This window comes from Mesorhizobium sp. P2_A8 (assembly GCF_056404935.1).
This window is the reverse complement of sequence record NZ_JBFUDB010000019.1, coordinates 1-22,397: the sequence shown is the minus strand read 5'-3', so window position 1 is coordinate 22,397 and position 22,397 is coordinate 1. Positions and strand designations below refer to the sequence as shown.

General features: G+C 63.1%; 23 protein-coding genes. 4 read left to right on the top strand and 19 right to left on the bottom strand.

The window, feature by feature from the left end; all coding sequences use genetic code 11:
* Positions 1-25 precede the first annotated feature (25 nt).
* From AC1D10_RS35025 to AC1D10_RS35010, 4 genes are all read right to left on the bottom strand, one after another.
* Positions 26-898, bottom strand: coding sequence for an aldose 1-epimerase family protein (locus tag AC1D10_RS35025; protein WP_477279816.1), 873 nt, complete (start codon positions 896-898; stop codon positions 26-28).
* Between the two features lie 165 nt (positions 899-1,063).
* Positions 1,064-1,780, bottom strand: coding sequence for a Bax inhibitor-1/YccA family protein (locus tag AC1D10_RS35020; RefSeq protein WP_477279814.1), 717 nt, complete (start codon positions 1,778-1,780; stop codon positions 1,064-1,066).
* Between the two features lie 23 nt (positions 1,781-1,803).
* Complete coding sequence (locus tag AC1D10_RS35015) at positions 1,804-2,577, bottom strand: anti-sigma factor family protein (RefSeq protein ID WP_477279812.1); 774 nt, start codon at positions 2,575-2,577, stop codon at positions 1,804-1,806.
* The gene (locus tag AC1D10_RS35010) at positions 2,574-3,107 is read right to left on the bottom strand and encodes a sigma-70 family RNA polymerase sigma factor (RefSeq protein WP_477279835.1); all 534 of its coding nucleotides are present in this window, start codon (positions 3,105-3,107) and stop codon (positions 2,574-2,576) included. Before AC1D10_RS35010 ends, AC1D10_RS35015 begins: the two co-directional genes overlap by 4 nt.
* Positions 3,108-3,297: 190 nt before the next feature.
* Between AC1D10_RS35010 and AC1D10_RS35005 the strand changes: the two genes are divergently transcribed.
* Together AC1D10_RS35005 and mazG are read left to right on the top strand one after the other, a co-directional pair.
* Complete coding sequence (locus AC1D10_RS35005; protein ID WP_477279810.1) at positions 3,298-4,482, top strand: amino acid aminotransferase; 1,185 nt, start codon at positions 3,298-3,300, stop codon at positions 4,480-4,482.
* 89 nt (positions 4,483-4,571) lie between these two features.
* Positions 4,572-5,396: a nucleoside triphosphate pyrophosphohydrolase gene (mazG, locus tag AC1D10_RS35000; protein ID WP_477279808.1), complete on the top strand. Its 825-nt coding sequence runs from the start codon at positions 4,572-4,574 to the stop codon at positions 5,394-5,396.
* A 6-nt stretch (positions 5,397-5,402) separates the two neighbouring features.
* Here the strand turns inward: mazG and hflX are convergent, their stop codons facing one another.
* The 8 genes from hflX to dusB all read right to left on the bottom strand — a co-directional run bounded on the left by hflX (position 5,403) and on the right by dusB (position 15,540).
* A complete protein-coding gene (hflX, locus tag AC1D10_RS34995) occupies positions 5,403-6,794 on the bottom strand; it encodes a GTPase HflX (RefSeq protein WP_477279806.1) in 1,392 nt (463 codons plus the stop codon).
* Positions 6,795-7,040, bottom strand: a complete 246-nt coding sequence (hfq, locus tag AC1D10_RS34990; protein WP_006202172.1) for an RNA chaperone Hfq — start codon at positions 7,038-7,040, stop codon at positions 6,795-6,797. It lies immediately after the preceding gene.
* Between the two features lie 145 nt (positions 7,041-7,185).
* Entirely contained in the window at positions 7,186-8,049 is an 864-nt protein-coding gene (locus tag AC1D10_RS34985) for a D-amino-acid transaminase (RefSeq protein WP_477279804.1), read from the bottom strand.
* A 100-nt stretch (positions 8,050-8,149) separates the two neighbouring features.
* Entirely contained in the window at positions 8,150-9,511 is a 1,362-nt protein-coding gene (gene ntrX, locus AC1D10_RS34980; protein WP_477279802.1) for a nitrogen assimilation response regulator NtrX, read from the bottom strand.
* Positions 9,501-11,786: a sensor histidine kinase NtrY-like gene (locus AC1D10_RS34975; protein WP_477279800.1), complete on the bottom strand. Its 2,286-nt coding sequence runs from the start codon at positions 11,784-11,786 to the stop codon at positions 9,501-9,503. Before AC1D10_RS34975 ends, ntrX begins: the two co-directional genes overlap by 11 nt.
* A gap of 129 nt (positions 11,787-11,915) precedes the next feature.
* Positions 11,916-13,376, bottom strand: a complete 1,461-nt coding sequence (ntrC, locus tag AC1D10_RS34970) for a nitrogen regulation protein NR(I) (RefSeq protein ID WP_379097859.1) — start codon at positions 13,374-13,376, stop codon at positions 11,916-11,918.
* On the bottom strand, positions 13,373-14,515 hold the full coding sequence (locus AC1D10_RS34965; RefSeq protein WP_477279798.1) for a two-component system sensor histidine kinase NtrB: 1,143 nt from the start codon (positions 14,513-14,515) through the stop codon (positions 13,373-13,375). Before AC1D10_RS34965 ends, ntrC begins: the two co-directional genes overlap by 4 nt.
* A complete protein-coding gene (dusB, locus tag AC1D10_RS34960) occupies positions 14,512-15,540 on the bottom strand; it encodes a tRNA dihydrouridine synthase DusB (RefSeq protein WP_477279796.1) in 1,029 nt (342 codons plus the stop codon). Before dusB ends, AC1D10_RS34965 begins: the two co-directional genes overlap by 4 nt.
* Positions 15,541-15,782: 242 nt before the next feature.
* Between dusB and AC1D10_RS34955 the strand changes: the two genes are divergently transcribed.
* Positions 15,783-17,006: a bifunctional 2-C-methyl-D-erythritol 4-phosphate cytidylyltransferase/2-C-methyl-D-erythritol 2,4-cyclodiphosphate synthase gene (locus tag AC1D10_RS34955; protein ID WP_477279794.1), complete on the top strand. Its 1,224-nt coding sequence runs from the start codon at positions 15,783-15,785 to the stop codon at positions 17,004-17,006.
* Positions 17,003-17,512 carry a CinA family protein gene (locus tag AC1D10_RS34950; RefSeq protein WP_477279792.1) on the top strand — a complete coding sequence of 170 codons (510 nt, stop codon included), beginning with the start codon at positions 17,003-17,005 and terminating at the stop codon, positions 17,510-17,512. Before AC1D10_RS34955 ends, AC1D10_RS34950 begins: the two co-directional genes overlap by 4 nt.
* Here the strand turns inward: AC1D10_RS34950 and AC1D10_RS34945 are convergent.
* The 7 genes from AC1D10_RS34945 to AC1D10_RS34915 form a co-directional block, all read right to left on the bottom strand.
* A complete protein-coding gene (locus tag AC1D10_RS34945; protein WP_477279790.1) occupies positions 17,488-17,946 on the bottom strand; it encodes a type II toxin-antitoxin system RatA family toxin in 459 nt (152 codons plus the stop codon). The two genes, AC1D10_RS34950 and AC1D10_RS34945, sit on opposite strands and share 25 nt — an antisense overlap.
* A 114-nt stretch (positions 17,947-18,060) precedes the next feature.
* Complete coding sequence (lipA, locus tag AC1D10_RS34940) at positions 18,061-19,026, bottom strand: lipoyl synthase (protein WP_477279833.1); 966 nt, start codon at positions 19,024-19,026, stop codon at positions 18,061-18,063.
* A gap of 137 nt (positions 19,027-19,163) precedes the next feature.
* Positions 19,164-19,421 (bottom strand): GlsB/YeaQ/YmgE family stress response membrane protein, encoded by a 258-nt coding sequence (locus AC1D10_RS34935; protein ID WP_477279788.1) that lies wholly within the window; start codon positions 19,419-19,421, stop codon positions 19,164-19,166.
* 99 nt (positions 19,422-19,520) lie between these two features.
* A complete protein-coding gene (gene lpdA / locus AC1D10_RS34930; RefSeq protein ID WP_477279786.1) occupies positions 19,521-20,966 on the bottom strand; it encodes a dihydrolipoyl dehydrogenase in 1,446 nt (481 codons plus the stop codon).
* Positions 20,967-20,981: 15 nt separating this feature from the next.
* Positions 20,982-21,620 (bottom strand): SGNH/GDSL hydrolase family protein, encoded by a 639-nt coding sequence (locus AC1D10_RS34925; RefSeq protein ID WP_477279784.1) that lies wholly within the window; start codon positions 21,618-21,620, stop codon positions 20,982-20,984.
* Positions 21,617-22,039, bottom strand: coding sequence for a hypothetical protein (locus AC1D10_RS34920; protein ID WP_477279782.1), 423 nt, complete (start codon positions 22,037-22,039; stop codon positions 21,617-21,619). Before AC1D10_RS34920 ends, AC1D10_RS34925 begins: the two co-directional genes overlap by 4 nt.
* A gap of 14 nt (positions 22,040-22,053) precedes the next feature.
* The coding region (locus AC1D10_RS34915) for a 2-oxo acid dehydrogenase subunit E2 (RefSeq protein ID WP_477279781.1) at positions 22,054-22,397 on the bottom strand (344 nt) is incomplete at its 5' end.

Here is a 22,397-nt window from a genome sequence, read left to right as displayed (position 1 = left end):
GCGCCAGCGAAATCGACGCGAAAGCCTACTGCAGCCGGATCTGATAGGTCAGCACGCGCTTCGCTGCGGGCGGAATCAGCATCAGGCCGGGCTTGTCGACAAAGTCGCCGTCGAAGTCCGCCGGACTTGCGATGCCGTGCCAGGGCTCGATGCAGAGGAACGGCGCGCCGCCCGGCTTCGACCAGACGCCCAATTCCTGAAATCCCTGCCACGCCATTTCGATCCCCGGACCACGCTCGGCGGCATAACGCACGCTGGTGCCGGCGGGCCGGTCGAGAATGACCGCGTCCTCGTCGAACAGCCGCTCGGAGAGCGCGAGGATGTTGCCTTGGACGGGCGTCGGCTGCGGCGCTTTCAGCAGCAGGCCGTCCTTCAAGCGACGGATCTGAGCAGGTTCGGCATCAGCAAAGGTCAGTTGGTAATCCGTCTTGGCCAGACCCGGCAGCAACGGCCAATTGAATGCCGGGTGCGCCCCGACCGACGCCGGCAGCGGCTCTTCGCCGGTGTTGGTGATGTCGAAGGTCACGCCAAGCTGCTGGCGGTCCAGCGCGTAGGTCACGGCGAGGCGAAAGGCGAACGGATAGTGCGTGCGAGTGTCGGAGTCGTCGGTGAGAACCAACGTGCACGATCGAGGGTCCCTCGCCGCCCAGGCAAACGGCTTGTCGCGCGCGAAGCCGTGTTGCGTCATCGGGTAGGTCCGGCCCTGATGGCGCAGTTGATCTCCCTTCAGCCGGCCGACGATCGGAAACAGCACCGGCGAATGCCGCCGCCACTCCGGACCGGCTTGCCACAGGAACTCAAATCCTTGTGCATCTTGCAGCGAAACCAGTTCGGCGCCCTGGGCGACGATGGTCGCCGAGATGCCGTCGCCATGAAGCGTTAGGCTGTCTTGTGCCACATGTCCTCGCGCGGCCGGTGTGCAGCGGGCAATGTAGCAAAAGCCCTTGCGGACTCAAGGTGTGGTCGGGCCTTCGGGTCGATTGTTGGCCGGAGGGTCGCCCTCCGGCCATGTCTCTATATCCAGGTCTGGGCGGCAACCCTGGCCTGCCCCTGCCCGGCGCGGTTATTCGCGTTCGCCGGTGAAATTCAGCAGCAGCTGGAAGATGTTGATGAAGTTCAGATAGAGTGAAAAGGCGCCGAAGACGGCGAGCTTCTGGCGCGATTCCGCGTCGAAGTTCTCGGCATACTGCTCCTTGATCGTCTGCGTGTCCCAGGCGGTCAGTCCGATGAAGACGGCAATGCCGATCACCGAGATGGCGAACTGCAGCGCAGTCGAGCCGAGGAAGATGTTGACGATGCTGGCGATCACGACGCCAATCAGGCCCATGATCAGGAACGACGAGAACTGGGTCAGGTCGCGTTTGGTCGTGTAGCCATAGAGGCTGGTCGCGCCAAACATGGTGGCGGCGATGAAGAAGGTGCGCGCGATGCTGGTTCCGGTGAACACCAGGAACACCGACGCCAGCGACAGGCCCATGACCGCGCAGAAGGCCCAGAACATCGCCTGGGCGCTGGCCGCCGACATGGTCTGCATCTTGAACGAGAACAGCATGACGAAGGCGAGCGGCGCCAGCATCACCACCCATTTCAGCGGGCTGGAGAAGATCGGCACGTAGAGCGCCGGTGTCGATGACACCATGAAGGCGACCAGGCCGGTGACCACGAGGCCAACGCCCATGTAGTTGTAGACGCGCAGCATATGCTGGCGCAGGCCCTCGTCATAGACGGCTCCGGTTTGGGCGCCGGCGCCCACGCGATATCCCAGATTGGGGGTGTTCATTTGAATTCTCCTTTGTGGATCGGTCAGTAAAGCGTTTGGGCGAGCGTCTCGGCGGCGCGGTCGAGGTCGTGCACCTCGCTTCGTCCGACCACCGCATAGGCGACCTCACCGATCTGGAAATAGGCCGAGGAAATATCGCCCGAAGGCGCGACGGTCGGCTTGACCACGTCGAAGGTTCCCGGCCGGATCGCAAACAGCGAGACCAGCCCCATCTCCTTCGTCTCGACAGCCATCTCGACGCTCGGGCCAAAGCGCGACGGGTAGATCTGCACGTCGCGTACCTTCCAGTCCTTGGGCAGTGACGGCATGACGATAGCGGTCGCGGCGCGGATCTCGCCGGCATTGTAGTTGGGCGCCTCAGGCTGCGACGCCATGGTCTCGCGCACCAGCGTCGTCCTATGGGCTCGCACCGCCTCGTCGACATAGGCGGGCGGCTGCGGCGAGGCGACGACCTTGGTCACAGACATCGGCCCGACGATGCCGTTCGCCAGCCAGCCGACGGCGATGAATGCGGCCACCGCCGCCGCGCGCTGCAACACGCCGAAGATGCGGCCACGGGCAAGCCCCCTCTCCAGCCGCCGCGCGGTGTCAGCGGTCGCCGGCCGTGCCATGCCCTTGGAGCCGGCAAGCGCCACGCGCAGTTCATCGCGGGTCCTCAGATCCGACATCACGCGCGCCGCGGCCTCCGGACGGGTGGACAAAAACGCCTCAACCTCGATGCGGCGGGTGACGTCGAGCTGGTCGTCGACATAGGCGTCGAGGTCGGTATCGGCCACGGGATCGACAGTTCCAGTCATGACGGTCCTCCAACGACCCTGAGGTGGTTTTTCGCCTTTGAGGGCGCCGCGTCCTCCATCTCGCGCAGTGCGGCGCGCGCCCTGCCGATGCGCGACATCAGTGTTCCCAGCGGCACGCTGCAGGCATCGGCCGCCTGTTGGTAGGAAAGCCCCTCAATGGCAACGAGATGCAGCGCCGAACGCTGTTCTTCCGGCAGGCTGAAAAAGGCTTCGCGCACCTGAGCCAGGCGCACCGAATGTTCCTGCGGCGCCGGGGTGCTGCCGTCGGCCAGATATCCGGCCTGTTCGACACGCGCCGCTTCAGACCTGCGGGACCGCATTTTGTCGATGAAGGTGTTGTGGACGATCGACAGCAGCCAGGCGCGCAAATTGCCGCCGGAGCGGAAGGTGCCGCGCCGCTCATAGGCGCGGACCAGCGCGTCATGTACGAGATCCTCGGCATCCGTGCTGTCGCGCGTCAGCGAGCGCGCGTAACGGCGCAGCGCCCCGAGCTGTCCTATGATGTCAAAGCGAGGCATCGACCGTTTCATGTTCTGTTTACGGAGCATGTGGGGATTTTAATCCCTGCCCTGCCAATTTTTTCGCTGGGTTCGCTAGAGGACATCGTTTCATGGCTCTCGCCTCGCAGGCAAAACCTAGCGGGCTGAGCAGCCAGGAAAAGCGCTGGCGAAATGCGTTCGATTTGCGTATCACTCCGCCGCGTCAATGGAACCATTGCCAATGTTTGAAGATCTGCAGCCAGCCCCCGCCGACAAGATCCTTGCCCTGATCGGCCTCTATCGCGCCGACCCGCGCCCCGACAAGGTCGACCTCGGCGTCGGCGTCTACAAGGATCGCGACGGCAAGACGCCGGTCATGCGCGCCGTGCGCGAGGCCGAAAAGCGCCTGCTGCAGGGCCAGGACACCAAGACCTATCTCGGCCTTGCCGGCGATGTCGGCTTCAACACGGTGATGGCCAAACTTGCCTTCGGTCCAGGCGCCGACATGACGCGCATTCGCGCGGCACAGGCGCCCGGCGGCTCCGGCGCGCTGCGGCTGGTGGCGGAACTGCTGAAGCGGACACGATCCGACGCGACCATCTGGCTGTCGGACCCGACATGGCCCAACCACATGCCGGTCATGCGCGCTGCCGGTCTGCAGATCCGCGAATACCCCTATTTCGATGCCGCTTCGGGCGCTGTTCGCTTCGACGACATGCTGGCCGCGTTGCGGACGGCGAAGAGCGGTGACGTGGTGCTGCTGCATGGCTGCTGTCACAATCCGACCGGCGCCAATCTGGATAGCGGGCAATGGGCGGCCGTCGCCGATCTGGTCGTCGAGCGCGGCCTGCTGCCGTTTGTCGACATCGCCTATCAGGGCTTTGGCGATGGTCTTGAGGCCGATGCCGTTGGCCTGCGCCTGCTGGCCGCGAAAGTTCCGGAAATGGTCGTCGCCTCGAGCTGCTCGAAGAACTTCGCCGTCTACCGCGACCGCGTCGGCGCGGCGATGATCCTGGCCAGGGACGGCGCCCAGGCGGATGTGGCGATGAGCCAGATGCTGTCGGCGGCGCGCGCCATGTATTCAATGCCGCCGGACCATGGTGCTGCCGCGGTGCGCATCGTGCTGGAAGACGCCAGCTTGCGCGCTGACTGGGAGGCCGAACTCGAAGAGATGCGCCTGCGCATGCTGAGGCTTCGGGTGCAGTTCGCCGAGGCGCTGCGCCGGCAGTCCAATTCCGACCGCTTCGATTTCGTTGCCAGTCATCGCGGCATGTTCTCCAGGCTCGGCCTCACCGAAGCACAGGTCGAGCGGCTGCGCGCCGAGCACGGCATCTACATGGTCGGCGACAGCCGCATCAACGTCGCCGGCCTGCCCGAAAACGGGATGGATGAACTCGCCAAGGCGATCGTCTCCGTGCTCGACTGACGAAGCTGGCACCGCGCACCTGTGGACAATGCCCCCTCGCCGACTGACAGCGTTGGCCGCGCGAGCGGCCGCGCGATAACATCCGCCGCATGACGCCATCGAAAGACATTTCGCGCCTGATCGAGATCATGGCGGCGCTGCGAGCGCCGACGACCGGTTGTCCATGGGACATCGAACAGGACTTCTCGACCATCGCGCCCTATACGATCGAGGAAGCCTACGAGGTGGCCGACGCCATCGCTCGCGGTGACCTCGGCGATCTGCGCGACGAACTCGGCGACCTCCTGCTGCAGGTCGTCTACCACGCGCAAATGGCCGAGGAAGCCGGCGAATTCGCCTTCGGCGATGTGGTTCGGGCGATCACGACCAAGATGATCCGCCGCCATCCGCATGTCTTCGGCGACGAGAAGGCCCGCAGCGCCGGCATGGCCAAGGGCATGTGGGAAAAGATCAAGTCGGAGGAGAAGGCGGAGAAACGAAGCGCCCGCCTCGCCCGCGGTCTCGACCCCGAGGACAATGGCAAGGGGTTTCTCGACAGCGTGCCGGTCGCCCTGCCCGCACTGACGCGGGCGCTGAAACTTCAGGAGAAGGCCGCGCGCGTTGGATTCGACTGGAGCGAGGCAGCACCCATCCTCGACAAGATCGAGGAAGAGATCGGCGAGTTGCGCGAGGCGCTGGCCAAAGGCGAGACGGCGTCGATCAAGGACGAGTTTGGCGACATGCTGTTTGCCGTGGTCAATCTCGGCCGTCACCTCAAGCTCGATTCGGAAGCAGCGCTGAGCGGCACCAACGAGAAGTTCCGCTCACGCTTCCATTATGTCGAGCAGGCCCTGGAAAAATCAGGCAACACACTGGAAAAGGCTGATCTGGCTGAGATGGAAGCGCTCTGGCAGCAAGCAAAAAACGCGAAATAAACAACGTTAGACGTTGTTCTTGCGACGCAATCTGCTTTCGATCTCCTCACGGGCGATTTGCGTGGCCTTGAGCGAGATGGTGGCGCTGCCGTCGTCATTGTCGGTTCGCGAAACGACATCGCCATTGCGGTAAAGCCAGTCGACGAGGCCGAACTGTGCCGGCTCGATCGTTACCGTCAGATCTTCGAGCTCGCCTGCCATCCGCGTTTCGATGATCGCCTTCAGCGCATCGATACCCTCGCCGGTCACCGCCGACACCGCAACCGGCGGCGCCTTGCTGGCGTCGGCGCCATCGGCAAGCAGCCGGTTCCTGTTGCCTTCGTCGAGCCGGTCGATCTTGTTCCACACTTCAATCACACGCTTGGCGTCGCCAGCATCGACGCCAAGGTCGGCGAGGATGCGCTCGACATCCTCGGCCTGCGCGGCCGTGTCGGGGTCGGAAATGTCGCGCAGGTGAATGACGAGATCGGCCTCGACCACCTCTTCAAGGGTGGCGCGGAAAGCGGCGATCAGATGCGTCGGCAGGTCCGAGATGAAACCGACAGTATCCGAAAGGATGATCGGCGTGCCGTGCGGCAGGCGCACGCGGCGCAGCGTCGGATCGAGCGTGGCGAACAGCATGTCCTGCGCCAGGACGTCGGCTCCGGTCAGCCTGTTGAACAGCGTCGACTTGCCGGCATTGGTGTAGCCGACGATCGCCACCACCGGGAACGGCACTTTCTTGCGCTTGGCGCGGTGCAGGTCCCGGGTGCGCCGCACCGTTTCCAGTTCGTGCTTCAGTTTGATGATTTTTTCTTGCAGCTGCCGCCGGTCGGACTCGATCTGCGTTTCGCCAGGGCCGCCGAGGAAGCCGGCACCGCCGCGCTGGCGCTCAAGATGGGTCCAGCTGCGTACGAGGCGGCCCTTCTGGTAGTTGAGATGGGCGAGTTCGACCTGCAGCGTACCCTCCTTGGTGCGCGCGCGCTCGCCAAAGATCTCAAGGATCAGCCCGGTGCGGTCCAGCACCTTGGCGTTCAGCTCCTTTTCGAGATTGCGCTGCTGCACCGGCGTCAACGGATGGTCGACGATGACCACTTCCGCATGACCCTCTTTGACGATCTCGGCGAATTCAGCGACCTTGCCGCTGCCGAGCAACGTCGCCGGGCGCGGATCGTTGACGGTCACGACCGCCGTGTGGATCAGATCAAGATTGATGGCGCGGGCAAGGCCGACCGCTTCGTCGTGACGGGCATCAGCCGAACGCGTCAGCCGCGGACGGTTGGTATCGTCGTCGCCGCGCGGCTGGCGGGTAAGCACCGGCACAATGACAACCGCCCGGGTCGGACCCTTGGCTTCCGTCCCGGGATGATGCGTTGGTTTTCCGCGAACTGGTGCGTCCGCGTCTTTCTCACGTGCCAATCAGGCGCCCTGGCTTTCCTCGCCATCGAACATCTGAACCGGCTGGCTCGGCATGATCGTGGAAATGGCGTGCTTGTAGACGAGCTGGGAATGACCGTCGCGGCGCAGCAGGACACAGAAATTGTCGAACGAAGTGACCACGCCGGTCAGCTTCACACCGTTGATAAGGAAGATGGTGAGCGGGTTCTTGCTCTTGCGAACTGAATTCAGGAACAGGTCCTGAAGATTTTGCGATCGTTCCGCCATTGTTCTTGTCTTTCGCCGATCCCCTTCGGTTTGCAAGCCAATGCGCCAAATTAACCGGCACATGTCAAGCGCGCAAACACCCTCTTGTCGTCAGTAACGACAAGCAGAACGAGATATATTGATGTTCATTCCACCTGTGCGGTTATCAGGCTGGACTTTTTTCCGCAATGTCAAAAAAGGCCTGCCGCAACGAAAGTGTTATTGAGCCGGGGTGTCCATTGGCGACCGGATCGCCGTCGATGGCCACCACCGGCATGGCGATTGTCGTTGCGGAACTGATGAAGGCCTCGCGTGCCGACTTGGCCTCGGCGACGGAAAAGCCGCGCTCCTCGATCTTCAGGCCGAGCTTGGCCGCCACTTCAAACATGGTCGTGCGGGTGATGCCACGCAGGATGCCACGCTCGGCCGGCCTGGTGACCAGAACGCCATCCCTGGTGACGATCCAGGCGTTCGACGAGCCGCCTTCCTTGACGATACCGTCGCCGTCGACGAACCATGCCTCCTGCGCACCGGCTTCCTTGGCCTTCTGCTTGGCCAGCACGTTAGGCAGCAGCCCGACGCTCTTGATGTCGACCCGGTCCCAGCGATTCTCCGGCACGGTAATGACCGCAATGCCGGTTTCGGCTCGCTTTGCTCCCGCGGCAGGATCGGCTTTCCTGGCGGTCACCACCAGGGACGGCTTGGTGTCCGCCGATGGGAAGACAAAGTCGCGGCTGGCAACGCCGCGCGTGACCTGGACATAGACCAGGCCGTTGGCGACGTGGTTGCGGTTGACCACTTCGCGCAGGATGAGTGGCAACACGCCGCGGGTGACCGGCCAGGCGATCGACAATTCGGTCAGTGAGCGGTTCAGCCGGGCGAGATGGCGCGGCATGTCGACGATGAAGCCACGCGCCACCTCGCAGACCTCATAGACGCCATCGGCGAACTGATAGCCGCGATCCTCGATATGTACGGAAGCGTCAGCGTGAGCGACGTAGCGCCCGTTGACATAGGCAATGCGCGGCATTGGCAACCCCTGGATAACTCTCGGGCTTTCTTATGCGATTCCGCCGTTGCCGTAACCGGCAAATGCTTGGCCCAGCGCGGCTGAACGAACGCCGCGCCGGTCAGACGCCCAGCGACTTCAGCTTGCGATGCAGAGCGGAGCGCTCCATGCCGATGAACTCGGCGGTCTTCGAGATGTTGCCGCCAAAGCGGTTGATCTGGGCGATCAGATAGTCCTTCTCGAACTGTTCACGCGCCTCGCGCAGCGGCAGCGCCATGATGTGCTGGTCGGATTGATTCGGCGTGCGCGGCATCACATCGCCGATCTCGGCGGGCAACAGATCCGCGGTGATCGGCGCATCGACATCGTCGCCGCGCGCCAGGATCATCAGACGCTCGACATTGTTGCGCAGTTGGCGGACGTTGCCCGGCCAGTTGTGCGCCTGCAGCACGGCCAGCGCGTCATCGCCGATGCGACGCGGCTTGATACCGGCCTGGCGGGCGATCTGCTTCATGAAATTGTCGACGAGGTAGGGAATATCCTCGCGCCGCTCGGCCAGTCCCGGCACCGTGACCGGAACCACTGCCAGGCGATGATAGAGATCTTCACGGAACCGCCCATCGGCAATCATCGCCTCCAGATTCTGCGAGGTCGAGGAAATGATGCGGACGTCGACCTTGACCCGCTTGGTGCCCCCTACCCGCTCGAACTGCTGCTCGACCAGCACGCGCAGGATCTTGTTCTGCGTCTCGCGCGGCATGTCGGCCACTTCGTCGATGTAGAGGATGCCGCGATGGGCCTCCTCAAGCGCGCCGACCTTGCGCTCGACGCCGTTCGATTCGGTGCCGAACAGCTCGATCTCCATGCGCTCGGGCGTGATGTTGGCGGCACTCAGCGTCACGAACGGCGCGCCCTTGCGTGCCGACAGCGTGTGGATCGCGCGCGCGGCCAGTTCCTTGCCCGACCCGGAAGGGCCGATGATCATGACGCGGCTGTTGGTCGGTGCGACTCGCTCGATGGTCTGGCGCAACTGGCTCATCGCCGACGACATGCCGATCAGATCGAAGGTTTCACCGCTGCGCAGCTTGAGGTCCGAAACCTCGCGCCGCAATTTCGAGGTCTCGAGCGCACGTTCGGCAATGAGGATCAGCCTGTCGGCCTTGAACGGCTTTTCGATGAAATCATAGGCGCCGCGACGGATGGCGGAGACCGCCGTTTCGATGTTGCCGTGACCCGAGATCATCACCACCGGCAAGGTCGGGTGCATCGTCTTGATCTCGTCAAGCAGTTGCAGCCCGTCCAGACGCGAGCCCTGCAGCCAGATGTCGAGGAAAATCAGCCGCGGCGCCCGGTCGGCGATCGCCGCCAGCGCGCTATCGGCATCGAATGCCGTACGGGTTTCGTGACCTTCGTCGCTCAGGATGCCCGCGACGAGTTCACGGATGTCTTCCTCGTCATCGACGATGAGAATATCAGACGCCATTACCGACCTTTTCAGTTTCTCGTTCGTTTTCCGCCTTGCTTTCGCCGCGCGGGGACGCGGCGGCGGCAGGCGGCAGGATGATGCTGATCATTGCGCCGCGCCCATCGTGGAAATCCGCTGGGGCATCATGAAGTTCCAGCCTGCCACCATGGTCCTCCACTATCTTCTTGACGATAGCGAGACCGAGCCCGGTGCCCTTCTCGCGTGTGGTCATATAGGGCTCGAGCAGCCGTTGGCGATTCTCGCGCGGCAGGCCTTTGCCATTGTCGATGACGTCGATGCGAATCGCGCCATTCTGGCGCCCCGCTTGAATCCGGATTATGCCGTGCGAACCGTCCTTCTGTTCCAGCCCGTCAATCGCTTCGGCGGCATTCTTGATCACATTGCCAAAAGCTTGTGCCATCAGCCGGCTGTCGAACGTACCCTTGAGCGGGTCGTTGCCGAATATCCGCTCGAAGGTGATGTCGGCGCGGCTGACTTCGACCAGGAACGAGGCCTCGCGCAGCGATTCGCGCAGGTCAATGGCCTTCATCTCGGGCTTCGGCATGCGCGCGAAAGCCGAGAATTCGTCGACCATGCGGCCGATATCCTCCACTTGCCGGATGATGGTGTCGGTGCACTGATCGAAAATTTCGCGGTCCTCGGTGATGACCTTGCCGTAGCGGCGCTTGATGCGCTCGGCGGACAGCTGGATCGGCGTCAGCGGGTTCTTGATCTCGTGCGCGATACGCCGCGCCACGTCTGCCCAGGCGGAGGAGCGCTGCGCCTGAACCAGATCGGTGATGTCGTCGACCGTCACGACATAGGATTTTTCCTCCGAGCCGTCGTCGCCGGCCTCGATGGTGATCTGCACGTTGAAGGTCCGCTCGGCACCGGCGCGATAGAAAGTAACCTGCTCGCGATAGACGGGTTTGCCGGACTTGCGGCCGATCTCGAAGACGCGGCCGACATGCGGCAGCACGGCGGAGAGGTTCTGTCCAAGTGCCGCGTTGGCGGATATGGCCAGCATCGCCTCGGCCGAGCGGTTGACGATGGTGACGATACCGTAGGGATCAACGCCGATAACACCGGCGGTGACGCCGGCAAGCACGGCTTCCGAGAAGCGGCGCCGTTCGTCGATCAAATCCTTGGCGGACAGGATCTCGTTGCGCTGTGATTTCAGTTCGAGCAGCATCTTGTTGAAGGTGTCGCCGAGCGAAGCAACGTCGCCGTCCGAGGGCCGGACGGGAACCGCGACGTCGAGATTGCCGGTCGCCACCTCGTCGGCGGCACCGATCAGCTGCCGGATCGGCCGCACCAGGCGGTCGGCGACGGCGATGCCAGTCCATATCGCGGACAGGATGATGATCAGCGTCAGCGATAGATAGGGCAACGCGAAGGCCACCTGCGAGGTGCGCCTGTTGTCTTCCAGGCCGCGATATTCGTCGGTGTTGGATCTGACGATCTGCCGCGCCTTGATCACTTCGGGATCGACCAGGCGAATGGTGTAGAGATAAAGGCCTTCGATCTCGCGCAGCTTGACGATGGCACCCATGATGTTGCGCGTCTTCGGTTCGATCAGCACCGGCTTGCCGTCGACAGCGCTGGCCACGGCGCCTTCCGGCGGCTCGGGCATGGCGAAATCCGTGTCGGTCTTGGCGCTCATGACAAAAGAGCCGTCCGGCTTGATCAGCGCCGCATGGGCCAGCGACCGGCCCACGGCTTCCTTGTTCATCAGGTCGAGAAAGCCAGTCCGATCAAGGCCATAGAGCGTCCTTGACGCGTCGAGATCATAGGCCATCGACAGCGTCGTGCCCTGGAGGTTGCGGGCGTTTTCCTGGACATAGGCATCGGCGATCGACAGCGACGAATTGACGATCGTCTTGGTGCGGATCTCGAACCAGCGGTCGAGGCCGATGTCGAGCGTGATCGACGCGATGATCGCCACCATGATGGCGGGAATTGCCGCAACCAGGGCAAACATGGCGACGATGCGCACATGCAGCCGCGAGGCCGCCTTGCCGTGCCGGCGGGCCATCAGGATGCGGTGCACTTCGCGTCCGACCAGCGCGATGAGGAACAGGACGAAAGCGGCGTTGAGGGCAATCAGCGCCAGCGTTGTCGACTCGTTTGGCGTGATCGGCGTCGCGCCGACGAGGATGGTGAACGAGATCGCCGCCGTCACCAGCGCGCCGACAACCGCGACCACACCGGGCAGCGCCAGCAGCCGGCGCCCGTCGCGTGCGCCGGGTTCGCTGAAAAGCGGTTGGTTGAGTGTCGGTGCCTGCGGAGCCATGTCGCCGTCTAGAGCCATGATTGCGTCGGATGTATGCAACGCATTGTGGCGATTATGCAACAAGTGTGACCGAGACGGAAATCTTTCGCGAGCCCGTCCCCCGAAAAGCGTTTCAGGCTCAGATCGGGCTCAGCCCTGTCGTGATGATTTGTAGACGTTGACGCCGAGTTCGCGAATCTTCTTGCGCAGTGTGTTGCGGTTCAGGCCCAGCAATTCCGCGGCCTTGATCTGGTTGCCGCGGGTTGCCGTCATCGAGGCCAGGACCAACGGATATTCGACCTCGGACAGAATGCGCTGGTACAGCCCCGCTGGCGGCAATTCCCCGGCAAACGATGTGAAATAGCGCTGTAGGAAATGCTCGACCGCCTGACCTATCGACAGGTCGTCGGGAATGAGATTGCCACCGCCCGGCACCACCGGGCGCTCGCCTGTCTTGAGCTCGGCCTCGATGATCTCGGCCGAGATCTCGTCCTGAGAATAGAGCGCGGCGAGCCTGCGAACGAGGTTTTCCAGTTCACGCACGTTGCCCGGCCACGGGTAGCGCTTCATCAATTCGATGCCGCCCGAGGAGATGCGCTTGGTCTGCAGACCTTCCATCTCGCCGAGCTTGAAGAAGTGCCGGACGAGGTCGGGCACGTCCTCGGAGCGCTCGCGCAGCGCCGGCAGCCTGAGCGGCACGACGTTGAGGCGATAGAAAAGATCCTCGCGGAAAAGCCCTTGGTTGATCAGCGTGCGCAGATCCTTGTTGGTGGCGGCGACGATGCGCACGTCGGTCTTGATCGGCGTGCGTCCGCCAACCGTCGTGTACTCGCCCTGCTGCAGGACGCGCAGCAGGCGCGTCTGCGCCTCCATCGGCATGTCGCCGATCTCGTCGAGGAACAGCGTGCCGCCCTCGGCCTGCTCGAAGCGACCGGTGGAGCGGTTCTGCGCGCCGGTGAAGGCGCCCTTTTCGTGGCCGAACAGTTCCGATTCGATCAGATCGCGTGGGATCGCCGCCATGTTGATGGCTACGAACGGGCCGCCACGGCGGCGGCCATATTCATGCAGCGCGCGCGCCACCAGTTCCTTGCCGGTGCCGGATTCACCTGAGATCATCACCGTCAGGTCGGTCTGCATCATGCGCGCCAGCATGCGGTAGATGTCCTGCATGGCCGCCGAGCGACCGACCAGCGGCATCGCGTCAGGTTGTTCTTCCGGCCGCGCATCGATCTTCGGCCGCCGCGGTTCGGAAAGCGCCCGGTTGACGATGTTGAGTAGTTCGGTCAGGTCGAATGGCTTCGGCAGATATTCATAGGCGCCGGTCTCGGATGCGCGGATCGCCGTCATGAACGTGTTCTGGGCGCTCATGACGATGACGGGCAGTTCCGGGCGCGCCTTCTTGATACGCGGCAGCATGTCGAAGGCGTTCTCGTCCGGCATCACTACATCGGTGATGACCAGATCGCCCTCACCCGCAGCCACCCAGCGCCACAGAGTCGAAGCGTTGGAGGTGACGCGCACCTCGTGGCCGACGCGCGAAAGCGCCTGGTTGAGGACGGTGCGGATCGCCGCATCGTCGTCGGCGACGAGAATATTGCCGCGAACGGTCATTTGCGCTCTCCTTCACCGTCTTCATCGGCGCCGTATGGCGCTTCTTTCCAGGCCGGCATCAGGATGCGGAAGGTGGTCCCGCGCGGCGTCGATTCGCATTCGATGATGCCGCCATGCTCGCCGACGATCTTGGCGACCAGCGCCAGACCCAGTCCCGAGCCGTTCGGCTTGGTGGTGATGAAAGGATCGAACAGGATCGGCAAGATGTCTTCCGAGACGCCGGAGCCATTGTCGCGCACGCAGAATTCCAGCGGCAGCGATACGCGATCCTGCGTCCCCGGAACGGAAACGCGGATTCCCGGTCGGAAGGCCGTCGACAGCACGATCTCACCCTGCGGATCGCTGCCGATCGCCTCGGCGGCGTTCTTGACCAGGTTGAGGAACACCTGGATGAGTTGGTCACGGTTGGCAAACACCGGAGGCAATGAAGGATCATAATCCTCCATAATTTTGATTCTCTTGGCAAAACCGTTCTTGGCAATCGCCTTTACATGGTCGAGAACCACATGGATGTTGACGGGGTAGCGATCGATCGGCCGCTCGTCGGAAAACACCTCCATGCGGTCGACCAGCGACACGATGCGGTCGGTCTCGTCGGTGATCAGCCGCGTCAGTGCGCGGTCCTCGTCGGAGGCCGACAGTTCGAGCAGCTGGGCAGCACCCCGGATACCGGAGAGCGGGTTCTTGATCTCATGGGCAAGCATCGCCGCCAGACCGGTCACCGAGCGCGCGGCGCCGCGGTGCGTCATCTGCCGGTCGATCTTGTCGGCCATCGACCGCTCCTGGAACATCACCACGACAGAGCCCGGAAATTCCGACACCGGCGCGACATATAGATCGACGACCTTCTCGATGCCGAGGCGCGGCGACGACACGTCGACCCGATACTCGTTGACCGGAGCGCGACGCTCGCGCACCTGATCGACGAGCGTCAGCAGCGGGCTCCCGAAGGGGATCAGCTTGGACAGCGTGTTGCGCGCCAGCATTGTCGCGCTCGAGCGAAAAAAATCCTCGGCATCGGCGTTGGCGAAGGTGATGAACCCTTGCTCGCTGATCATGATCACCGGGCGGCGGATCGTGTTGAGCACGATCTGCGCGGCATTCGCCGTTTCAGCACCCTGGCCAGCGACGGCGTTCATGCGGCGCTCCGCAGGTTCAATGGTTGCGGATCGCGCGAAAACACATCGCGCAGCAAGGCAATGACGCGCGCCGGCTCGAATGCGGTCAGCATGGCCTTTCGGCTGTCGCCAGCGACGGCGCCGGCATGACGGTCGAGATACCAGCCAAGATGCTTGCGCGCCTGGCGCAGGCCGCTTTCGACGCCATAGAGCGCCAGCATGTCCTCATAGTGGGCCACGACATAGTCAACCAGTGCCGCCGGGTCCTGCGGAACGTTTGACGCCGCCTTGCCTGTCGCAGCCGTCGCAATGCTGCCGGCGATCCACGGCGCGCCATAGTGCGCGCGGCCGACCATCACGGCATCGGCGCCGGATTGATCGAGAATGGCAGCTGCTTCCGTTGGCGAAGAAACATCGCCATTGGCGACGACCGGGATGGACACGGCATCCTTGACCCGGGCGATGGCGCGCCAGTCGGCCTTGCCGTGATAGAACTGGCAGCGCGTGCGACCGTGCACGGTCACCATCTTGACGCCCGCCTGCTCGGCGCGGCGCGCCAGCATCGGGGCGTTGAGCGCGCCTTCGTCCCAGCCGAGCCGCATCTTGACCGTGACCGGCACGTCGACCGCGCCGACCACGGCGTCGATCAGAGTCAGCGCATGGTCGAGATCCAGCATCAGCGCCGAGCCGGCATAGCCACCGGTAACCTTCTTGGCCGGGCAGCCCATGTTGATGTCGATGATGTCGGCGCCCTCGCCGGCGGCGATTCGCGCGCCTTCCGCCATGTGCGCCGCCTCGCGACCGGCAAGCTGGACCATGTGAACGGGCAGGCCGGAATGACGGATGCGCAGGTCGCAACCGGCCCTGCCCTTGGCAAGCTCGCCGCTGGCCACCATTTCGGACACGACAAGGCCCGCGCCATGCGCGTGGGCACGCTGCCGGAACGGCTCGTCGGTAATCCCCGACATCGGCGCGAGAAACACGCGATTGCGGATTTGCACGCCGCCGACGTCGAGCGGCGCGGCCAATTTGGTCAAATCAGGCATGCACAAAAACCAAGCATGTTCATTCGCTGCACATTCTCTAGCCAGAACTGCCGCAAAGTGCAACGCGGAATGACGCCACATTAAGGCGCAATTGGGAAAATGCCGGGCCATCGGCTTGGCCGCGACCGAAGCGCCGAGCGTCCCTCAGTACGCGCGAAGGACGCCTTGGACGTTCATATTTGGCGCACGATCTTTTCCAAAACCGATTACACTTTTCGGGATCGTGCGCTAAGCCAATCGGCATGACCGACGCAAGTGAAAACTCGAGTGCGGATGACAAGGTCGCGGTGGTTATCGTCGCCGCCGGCCGTGGCGCGCGCGCCGGGCAGGCCAATGGGCCCAAGCAGTATCAAAGCATAGGCGGCCACGCTGTCATCGCCCACACGCTGGAGATTTTTCTGGCCCACCCACGGACCAGCGCGGTTGTTGTCGCCATCCATGCGGACGACCACGAACTGTTCCGGCAGGCGGCAGGCGCCAACGCCGAACGGGTCATCGCCATCATGGGCGGGGCGACCAGGCAGGCTTCGGTGCGGCTCGGATTGCTTGCACTGAGAGGCCACGCACCGGGACGGGTTCTGATCCATGATGCGGTCCGTCCGTTCGTCGACGCGGATTTGATCGACCGCACCATCGCGGCCATCGGCGAGCGCGAAGGAGCGTTGCCCGCCCTGCCCGTCGCCGACACGCTGAAGCGCGAGTCGGCCGCTGGCGTGGTCGGAGAAACCGTTTCCCGCAATGGACTTCATGCAGCCCAGACGCCACAGGGCTTTCCGTTCTGGCCGATCCTTGCCGCACACGAGAAAGCCCATCACCTGGGAAAAATGGACTTCACCGACGACGCCGCGATCGCTGAATGGGCGCATATTCCGGTAAAAATCGTTCCGGGCTCGCCGGACAATGTCAAACTTACTTGGGCACGGGATATTGCGATGGCGGACCAGAGGCTTACCGGCGAACGTGCACGCTTTCCCGACATCAGAACTGGCAACGGCTACGACGTCCATGCCTTCGAACCCGGCGATCATGTCACCCTGTGCGGGGTCGCCATTCCGCACGACAAGAAACTGTCCGGCCATTCCGACGCCGATGTCGGCCTGCACGCCTTGACCGATGCGCTGCTGGCGACCTGTGGCGCCGGCGACATCGGCACGCATTTCCCGCCGTCCGATCCGCAGTGGAAAGGGGCCGCGTCGCGTATCTTCGTAGAACATGCGGCAAAGCTGGTACGCGAGCGCGGTGGCCGCATCGCCAATACCGATATCACGCTGATCTGCGAGGCGCCGCGCGTCGGCCCGCATCGTGAGGCGATGACGGCAGCCCTTTCGCAGATGCTGGCAATTTCCCCGGACCGCATCTCGATCAAGGCGACAACCAACGAAAAGCTCGGCTTTGTCGGTCGCCAGGAAGGCATAGCGGCGATCGCCACCGCCAGCGTGGTGTTTCCAGGCGAGGTGCCGGAATGACCAACAACGATCTGGCAAATGCGCTGCTGCAAGCCTGCCAGGAGCGCGGCATCATGCTGGCGACGGCCGAAAGCTGCACCGGCGGCATGGTCATCGCCGCCCTGACCGACATCGCCGGCTCCTCCGCCGTCGTCGATCGCGGTTTCGTCACCTACTCAAACGAGGCCAAGATGGACATGCTCGGTGTGTCCGCCGCCACGCTTGATACGCATGGCGCGGTTTCCCGCGAGACGGCGATCGAGATGGCAAAAGGTGCGCTTGCCCGTTCGCGCGCCGGGCTGACCCTGGCGGTCACCGGCATCGCCGGTCCCGGCGGCAGCTCAACGGAAAAGCCTGTCGGCCTGGTCTGGTTCGGCGTCGGCATTGACGGCGAGACCGTGACCGCCGAACACAGGCTGTTTGCCGACGAGGGTCGCGATTTCATCCGCCGTGAAACGGTCGGGCATGCGCTGGAACTGGGTTTGCGCGCACTCGGTCAGCGTCAGCCTGACGGCGCCGCACCATAGATGACGTCGGCACGCTTCTCGAAAGCCTCGGCGAACATGCGGAAGGCGCGATCGAACATGGTTCCCATCACCGCGCCCAGAATGCGGCTCTTGAACTCATAGTCGATGAAAAAGCGGACGGCGCAGCCGCCGCCGTCGGCTTCGAAGCGCCAGACATTGCTCAGATATTTGAACGGGCCATCGATGTACTTCACGTCGATGGTGTTCTCGTCGGGTTTCAGCAGCACCTGCGTGGTGAAGGTTTCGCGGATCGCCTTGTAGCCGATGCTCATGTCGGCGAGGAGAACAGTGCGTCCGTCGCGCTCCTTGCGCGAGCGAACCGCCAACGCTTCGCAAAGCGGCAGGAATTGCGGATAGGCCTCGATGTCGGCAACCAGAGCGAACATCTGTTGGGGCGTGTGGGCAACGCGGCGAGTGGCTTCGAATTTCGGCATGAAACCGGCTCTAAAGCGCGTCGCGTCGAAACAGGTTCATGCGACACGCTTTAGATTCTTTGTTTTTATGCATGTCGTTCTCCCAAAACCGAGGTCACTTTTGGGCGACATGCATCAGAGCGTTTTCTTGAGAAGCGCTTCCCGTGCCGCGCGCAGCCGGGCGAAATCGTCGCCGGCGTGATGCGACGAGCGCGTCAGCGGGCTCGACGCCACCAGCAGAAACCCCTTGGTCCGGCCGATCGTCTCGAAGGACTTGAACTCCTCCGGCGTGACGAAGCGGATCACCGGATGGTGCTTCTTCGACGGCTGCAGATACTGGCCGATGGTCATGAAGTCGACATTGGCCGACCGCAGATCATCCATCAATTGCAAGATTTCATTTCGCTCTTCGCCGAGACCCACCATGATGCCGGACTTGGTGAAGATAGAAGGGTCGAGCTCCTTGACCCGCTGCAACAGCCTGATCGAGTGGAAATAGCGGGCGCCCGGCCGAACCGTCAGATAGTTCGACGGCACGGTTTCCAGATTGTGGTTGAAGACGTCGGGCTTGGCCGCCACGACGATCTCCAGCGCGCCTTCCTTGCGCAGGAAATCCGGCGTCAGGATTTCGACCGTCGTCAACGGCGTCGCCGCCCTGATGGCGCGGATGACCTCGGCAAAATGCTGCGCACCGCCATCGGCGAGATCGTCGCGGTCGACCGAGGTGATGACGACATGGGTCAGGCCCATCTGCTTGACCGCGTGCGCGACGCGGGCCGGCTCATCGGGATCGAGTGCGGTCGGAATGCCGGTGGCGACATTGCAGAACGCGCAGGCGCGCGTGCATATCTCGCCCATGATCATGAAGGTGGCGTGCTTCTTCTCCCAGCACTCGCCGATGTTGGGGCACCCGGCCTCTTCGCAGACCGTCACCAGCTTGTGCGATTTCACGATTTCGCGGGTCTCGGCATAGCCCTTGGAGACCGGCGCCTTGACGCGGATCCAGTCGGGCTTGCGCAGCACGTCCTGATCGGGCTTGTGCGCCTTTTCCGGGTGCCGCAAGCGCGGTGCGTTGGCGATCGTGTCGAGGACGGTGACCATCTGAACCCTGGCTTGTTTTCGCGACCACCCGTCGGCGATCGTCATCTCAACGTCATCTAGGACTTTTCAGCTCAAAGAAAAAGGCTGCGGCGGCGCATGCCGCTGCAACCGTTTTCGCATAGCGGGATCGATATCGACTAGCGGCGCACCAGGCGCCCTGCCCAGATCAGCAGGCAGGCGCCGATAAAGCCGGTGATCAGATAGGCAGTCCAGCCGACGCCAAACGGGCCGAAATTGAGCGCCCGCAGAATGGCGTTGAGGACCACTGCCCCCACGATCCCCAGGATTATATTCATGAAGATCCCGGTGTTGGTCTTCATGACCATCTCGGCAAACCAACCCGCCAGGCCGCCGATGATGATGGCTGCGATCCAGCCCACGCCATTCACGTCCATATGCCCTCTCCTTGCACGCGCGAAAATGCATCCGGAAACGAACACCCTTGCCGCCGAGTTCCCGCAGCTTGCGCGTTTGAGTCTCGTGCGGCCAATCTATCATGCGTTGAGCGCGCGGCCATAGGCGTCGAGCACGCTTTCCTTCATCATCTCCGACAGCGTCGGATGCGGGAAGATCGTGTGCATCAGTTCTTCCTCGGTGGTTTCGAGGTTCATAGCCACGACAAAACCCTGGATCAGCTCGGTCACCTCGGCACCGACCATATGCGCGCCGAGCAGCTGACCGGTTTTCTTGTCGAAGATGGTCTTGATGAAGCCCTGATCCTCGCCAAGTGCGATGGCCTTGCCGTTGGCGGCGAACTGGAAGCGCCCGACGCGGATGTCCTTGCCCTCGGCCTTGGCCCTGGCTTCGGTCAGGCCGACCGAGGCGACCTGCGGATTGCAATAGGTGCAGCCGGGGATCTTGAGCTTGTCGGTGGCATGCACGCCCGGGACATTGGCAATCTTCTCGACGCAGACCACGCCCTCATGCTCGGCCTTGTGGGCGAGCATCGGCGGGCCGGCGACATCGCCGATGGCATAGATGCCGGGCACATTGGTCTTGCCGTAGCCGTCGACGACGACGCAGCCGCGTTCGGTCTTCACGCCGAGCGTCTCGAGGCCGAGGCCCTCGATGTTGCCCTGCACGCCGACGGCCGAGATCATGCGGTCGGCGGTGATCTTCTCGACCTTGCCGTCCTTCATCTCGACATGCGCGGTGACCGAGTTGGCGCCTTTCTCGACCTTGGTCACCTTGGCCTCGAGGATGATCTTCATGCCTTGCTTCTCGAACTGCTTCTGCGCGAATTTCGAGACTTCGGCGTCCTCGACCGGCATCACCGCCGGCAGCAACTCGACCACCGTCACGTCCGCACCCATGGTGCGGTAGAAGGAGGCGAATTCGATGCCGATGGCGCCTGAACCCATCACCAGCAGCGATTTCGGCATCTCCTTCGGCACCATCGCCTCGAAATAGGTCCAGATCAGCTTGCCGTCCGGCTCGATGCCGGGCACCGCGCGCGGCCGGGCGCCAGTCGCCAGGATGATGTGCTTGGCAGTGTAGGTGCCCTCGCCCTTGACCCCTTTCGGCACTGGCGGCTGCGGCTCCATCGGCTTCTTGGCCGTCTTGGAAACCACGATCTCACCGGGTTTGGAGAGCTTGGCTTCGCCCCAGATCACATCGACCTTGTTTTTCTTCATCAGGAAGGCAACGCCGCCATTGAGCCGCAGCGACACCTTTCGCGAGCGGTCGACCACGGCTGACGTGTCAACGCTGACCTTGCCGTCGAGCTTCAGCCCGTAGTCCTTCAGATGATCCGAATAATGCATGATCTCGGCGGAGCGCAGCAGCGCCTTGGTCGGGATGCAGCCCCAGTTGAGGCAGATGCCGCCGAGATGCTCGCGCTCGACGATCGCCGTCTTGAAGCCAAGTTGGGCGGAACGCACCGCCGTGACATAGCCGCCGGGGCCAGAGCCGATGATGATGACGTCGTAGTTCTCAGCCACGATTTTTCTCCCTGATCACAATTCGAGCGTGACGCGCACGACGGGCGTCAGCGCCTTGCCGATGTTTCGCGTGTTTTCGGCATCGAGGTGGACGCCATCGAGCGGTGTACATCTGGCGACGCTCGCGGCATCAAAAAAGCCGCAGCCCATCTCGTTGGCGGCGGCTTGATAAAAGCCGGCGAGCTTGGGCGACTCGATTGCACCCGTTCCCAACATTTCGGCGTAGTCCGCCTTGCGGGTTTCCACGATATGCGGGGGCGCGACCAGAATAATCCTGGGGGCGACACCGCCGAATGGATAGGCGTGCCCCCGCACGATTTCAACGAGGCGTCGCATGCCATAGGACGCTATGACGGCGCTGCCATGAATCGACGGTTTCATGTCGTTAGAGCCAAGCATGATGACTATCAGATCGATCGGCGAATGCGTGCTCAGGATTGTCGGCAATATCCGCGCGCCGTTTCGGTCCGCGCCCGACAAGAAGTCGTCATAGGCCGTGGTGCGACCGCCCAGTCCCTCGGCAATGACGTGGAAGCTCGGCCCGAGCCCTCTCGCCAGTGTGGTTGGCCACTGGTCTTCATGATCATGTCGACACAAAGTCTCCGGGTTGTGTCCCCAGGTCAGCGAATCGCCGTAGCACAGAACTGTCTTCATCCACCCACACCCACCTGTGTCTTGATCAAACGGCGTCTCACCCGCCAGCGCACGAACAGCCAATGAAGAATGATGGTCACCAGACCCGGCAGGCCAAGGCCGGCAACCATGGGAATGTCCTTCTTCACCACCGCTGCACTGCTGTCGGCGTAGAGGATCAGCGCGACCAGCAGGGCAAGCAACACCACAAACACAATCAGCAGCCACTTACCCGTCATGGCCACCGCCGCGACCGGATCCGTCGTGAACTGCGCCACGAAGAAGATGAAGGTGACGATGCATGTCACCAGCGCGGCGAACATGAAAACGAGGATGTATTCTTCCTCCGCGCCAGTGGCGATGGCCAACCATTGCACCACCAGCCCGCCTGCCAAACCGGAAAGAATGAAAGCGACAAGGCTGGTGAAGAAAGTCCGCACCGCCTTCTCCCTTCCTAGACCAGCATGCCCATCGGGTTCTCGATCAGCCGCTTGAAGGCGACGAGCAGTTCGGCACCCAGCGCCCCATCGACGGCGCGATGGTCGGTCGACAGCGTCACCGACATCACGGTGGCTATCTTGATCTCGCCATTCTTGACCACCGCCCGCTCCTCGCCGGCGCCGACGGCAAGGATCGTCGCATGCGGCGGGTTGATGACGGCGGCAAAGTCCTTGATGCCGAACATGCCGAGGTTAGACACCGCCGTGGTGCCGCCCTGATACTCTTCCGGCTTCAGCTTGCGGCTGCGCGCCCGGCTGGCCAGGTCCTTCATCTCGTTGGAGATCGTGGACAGCGTGT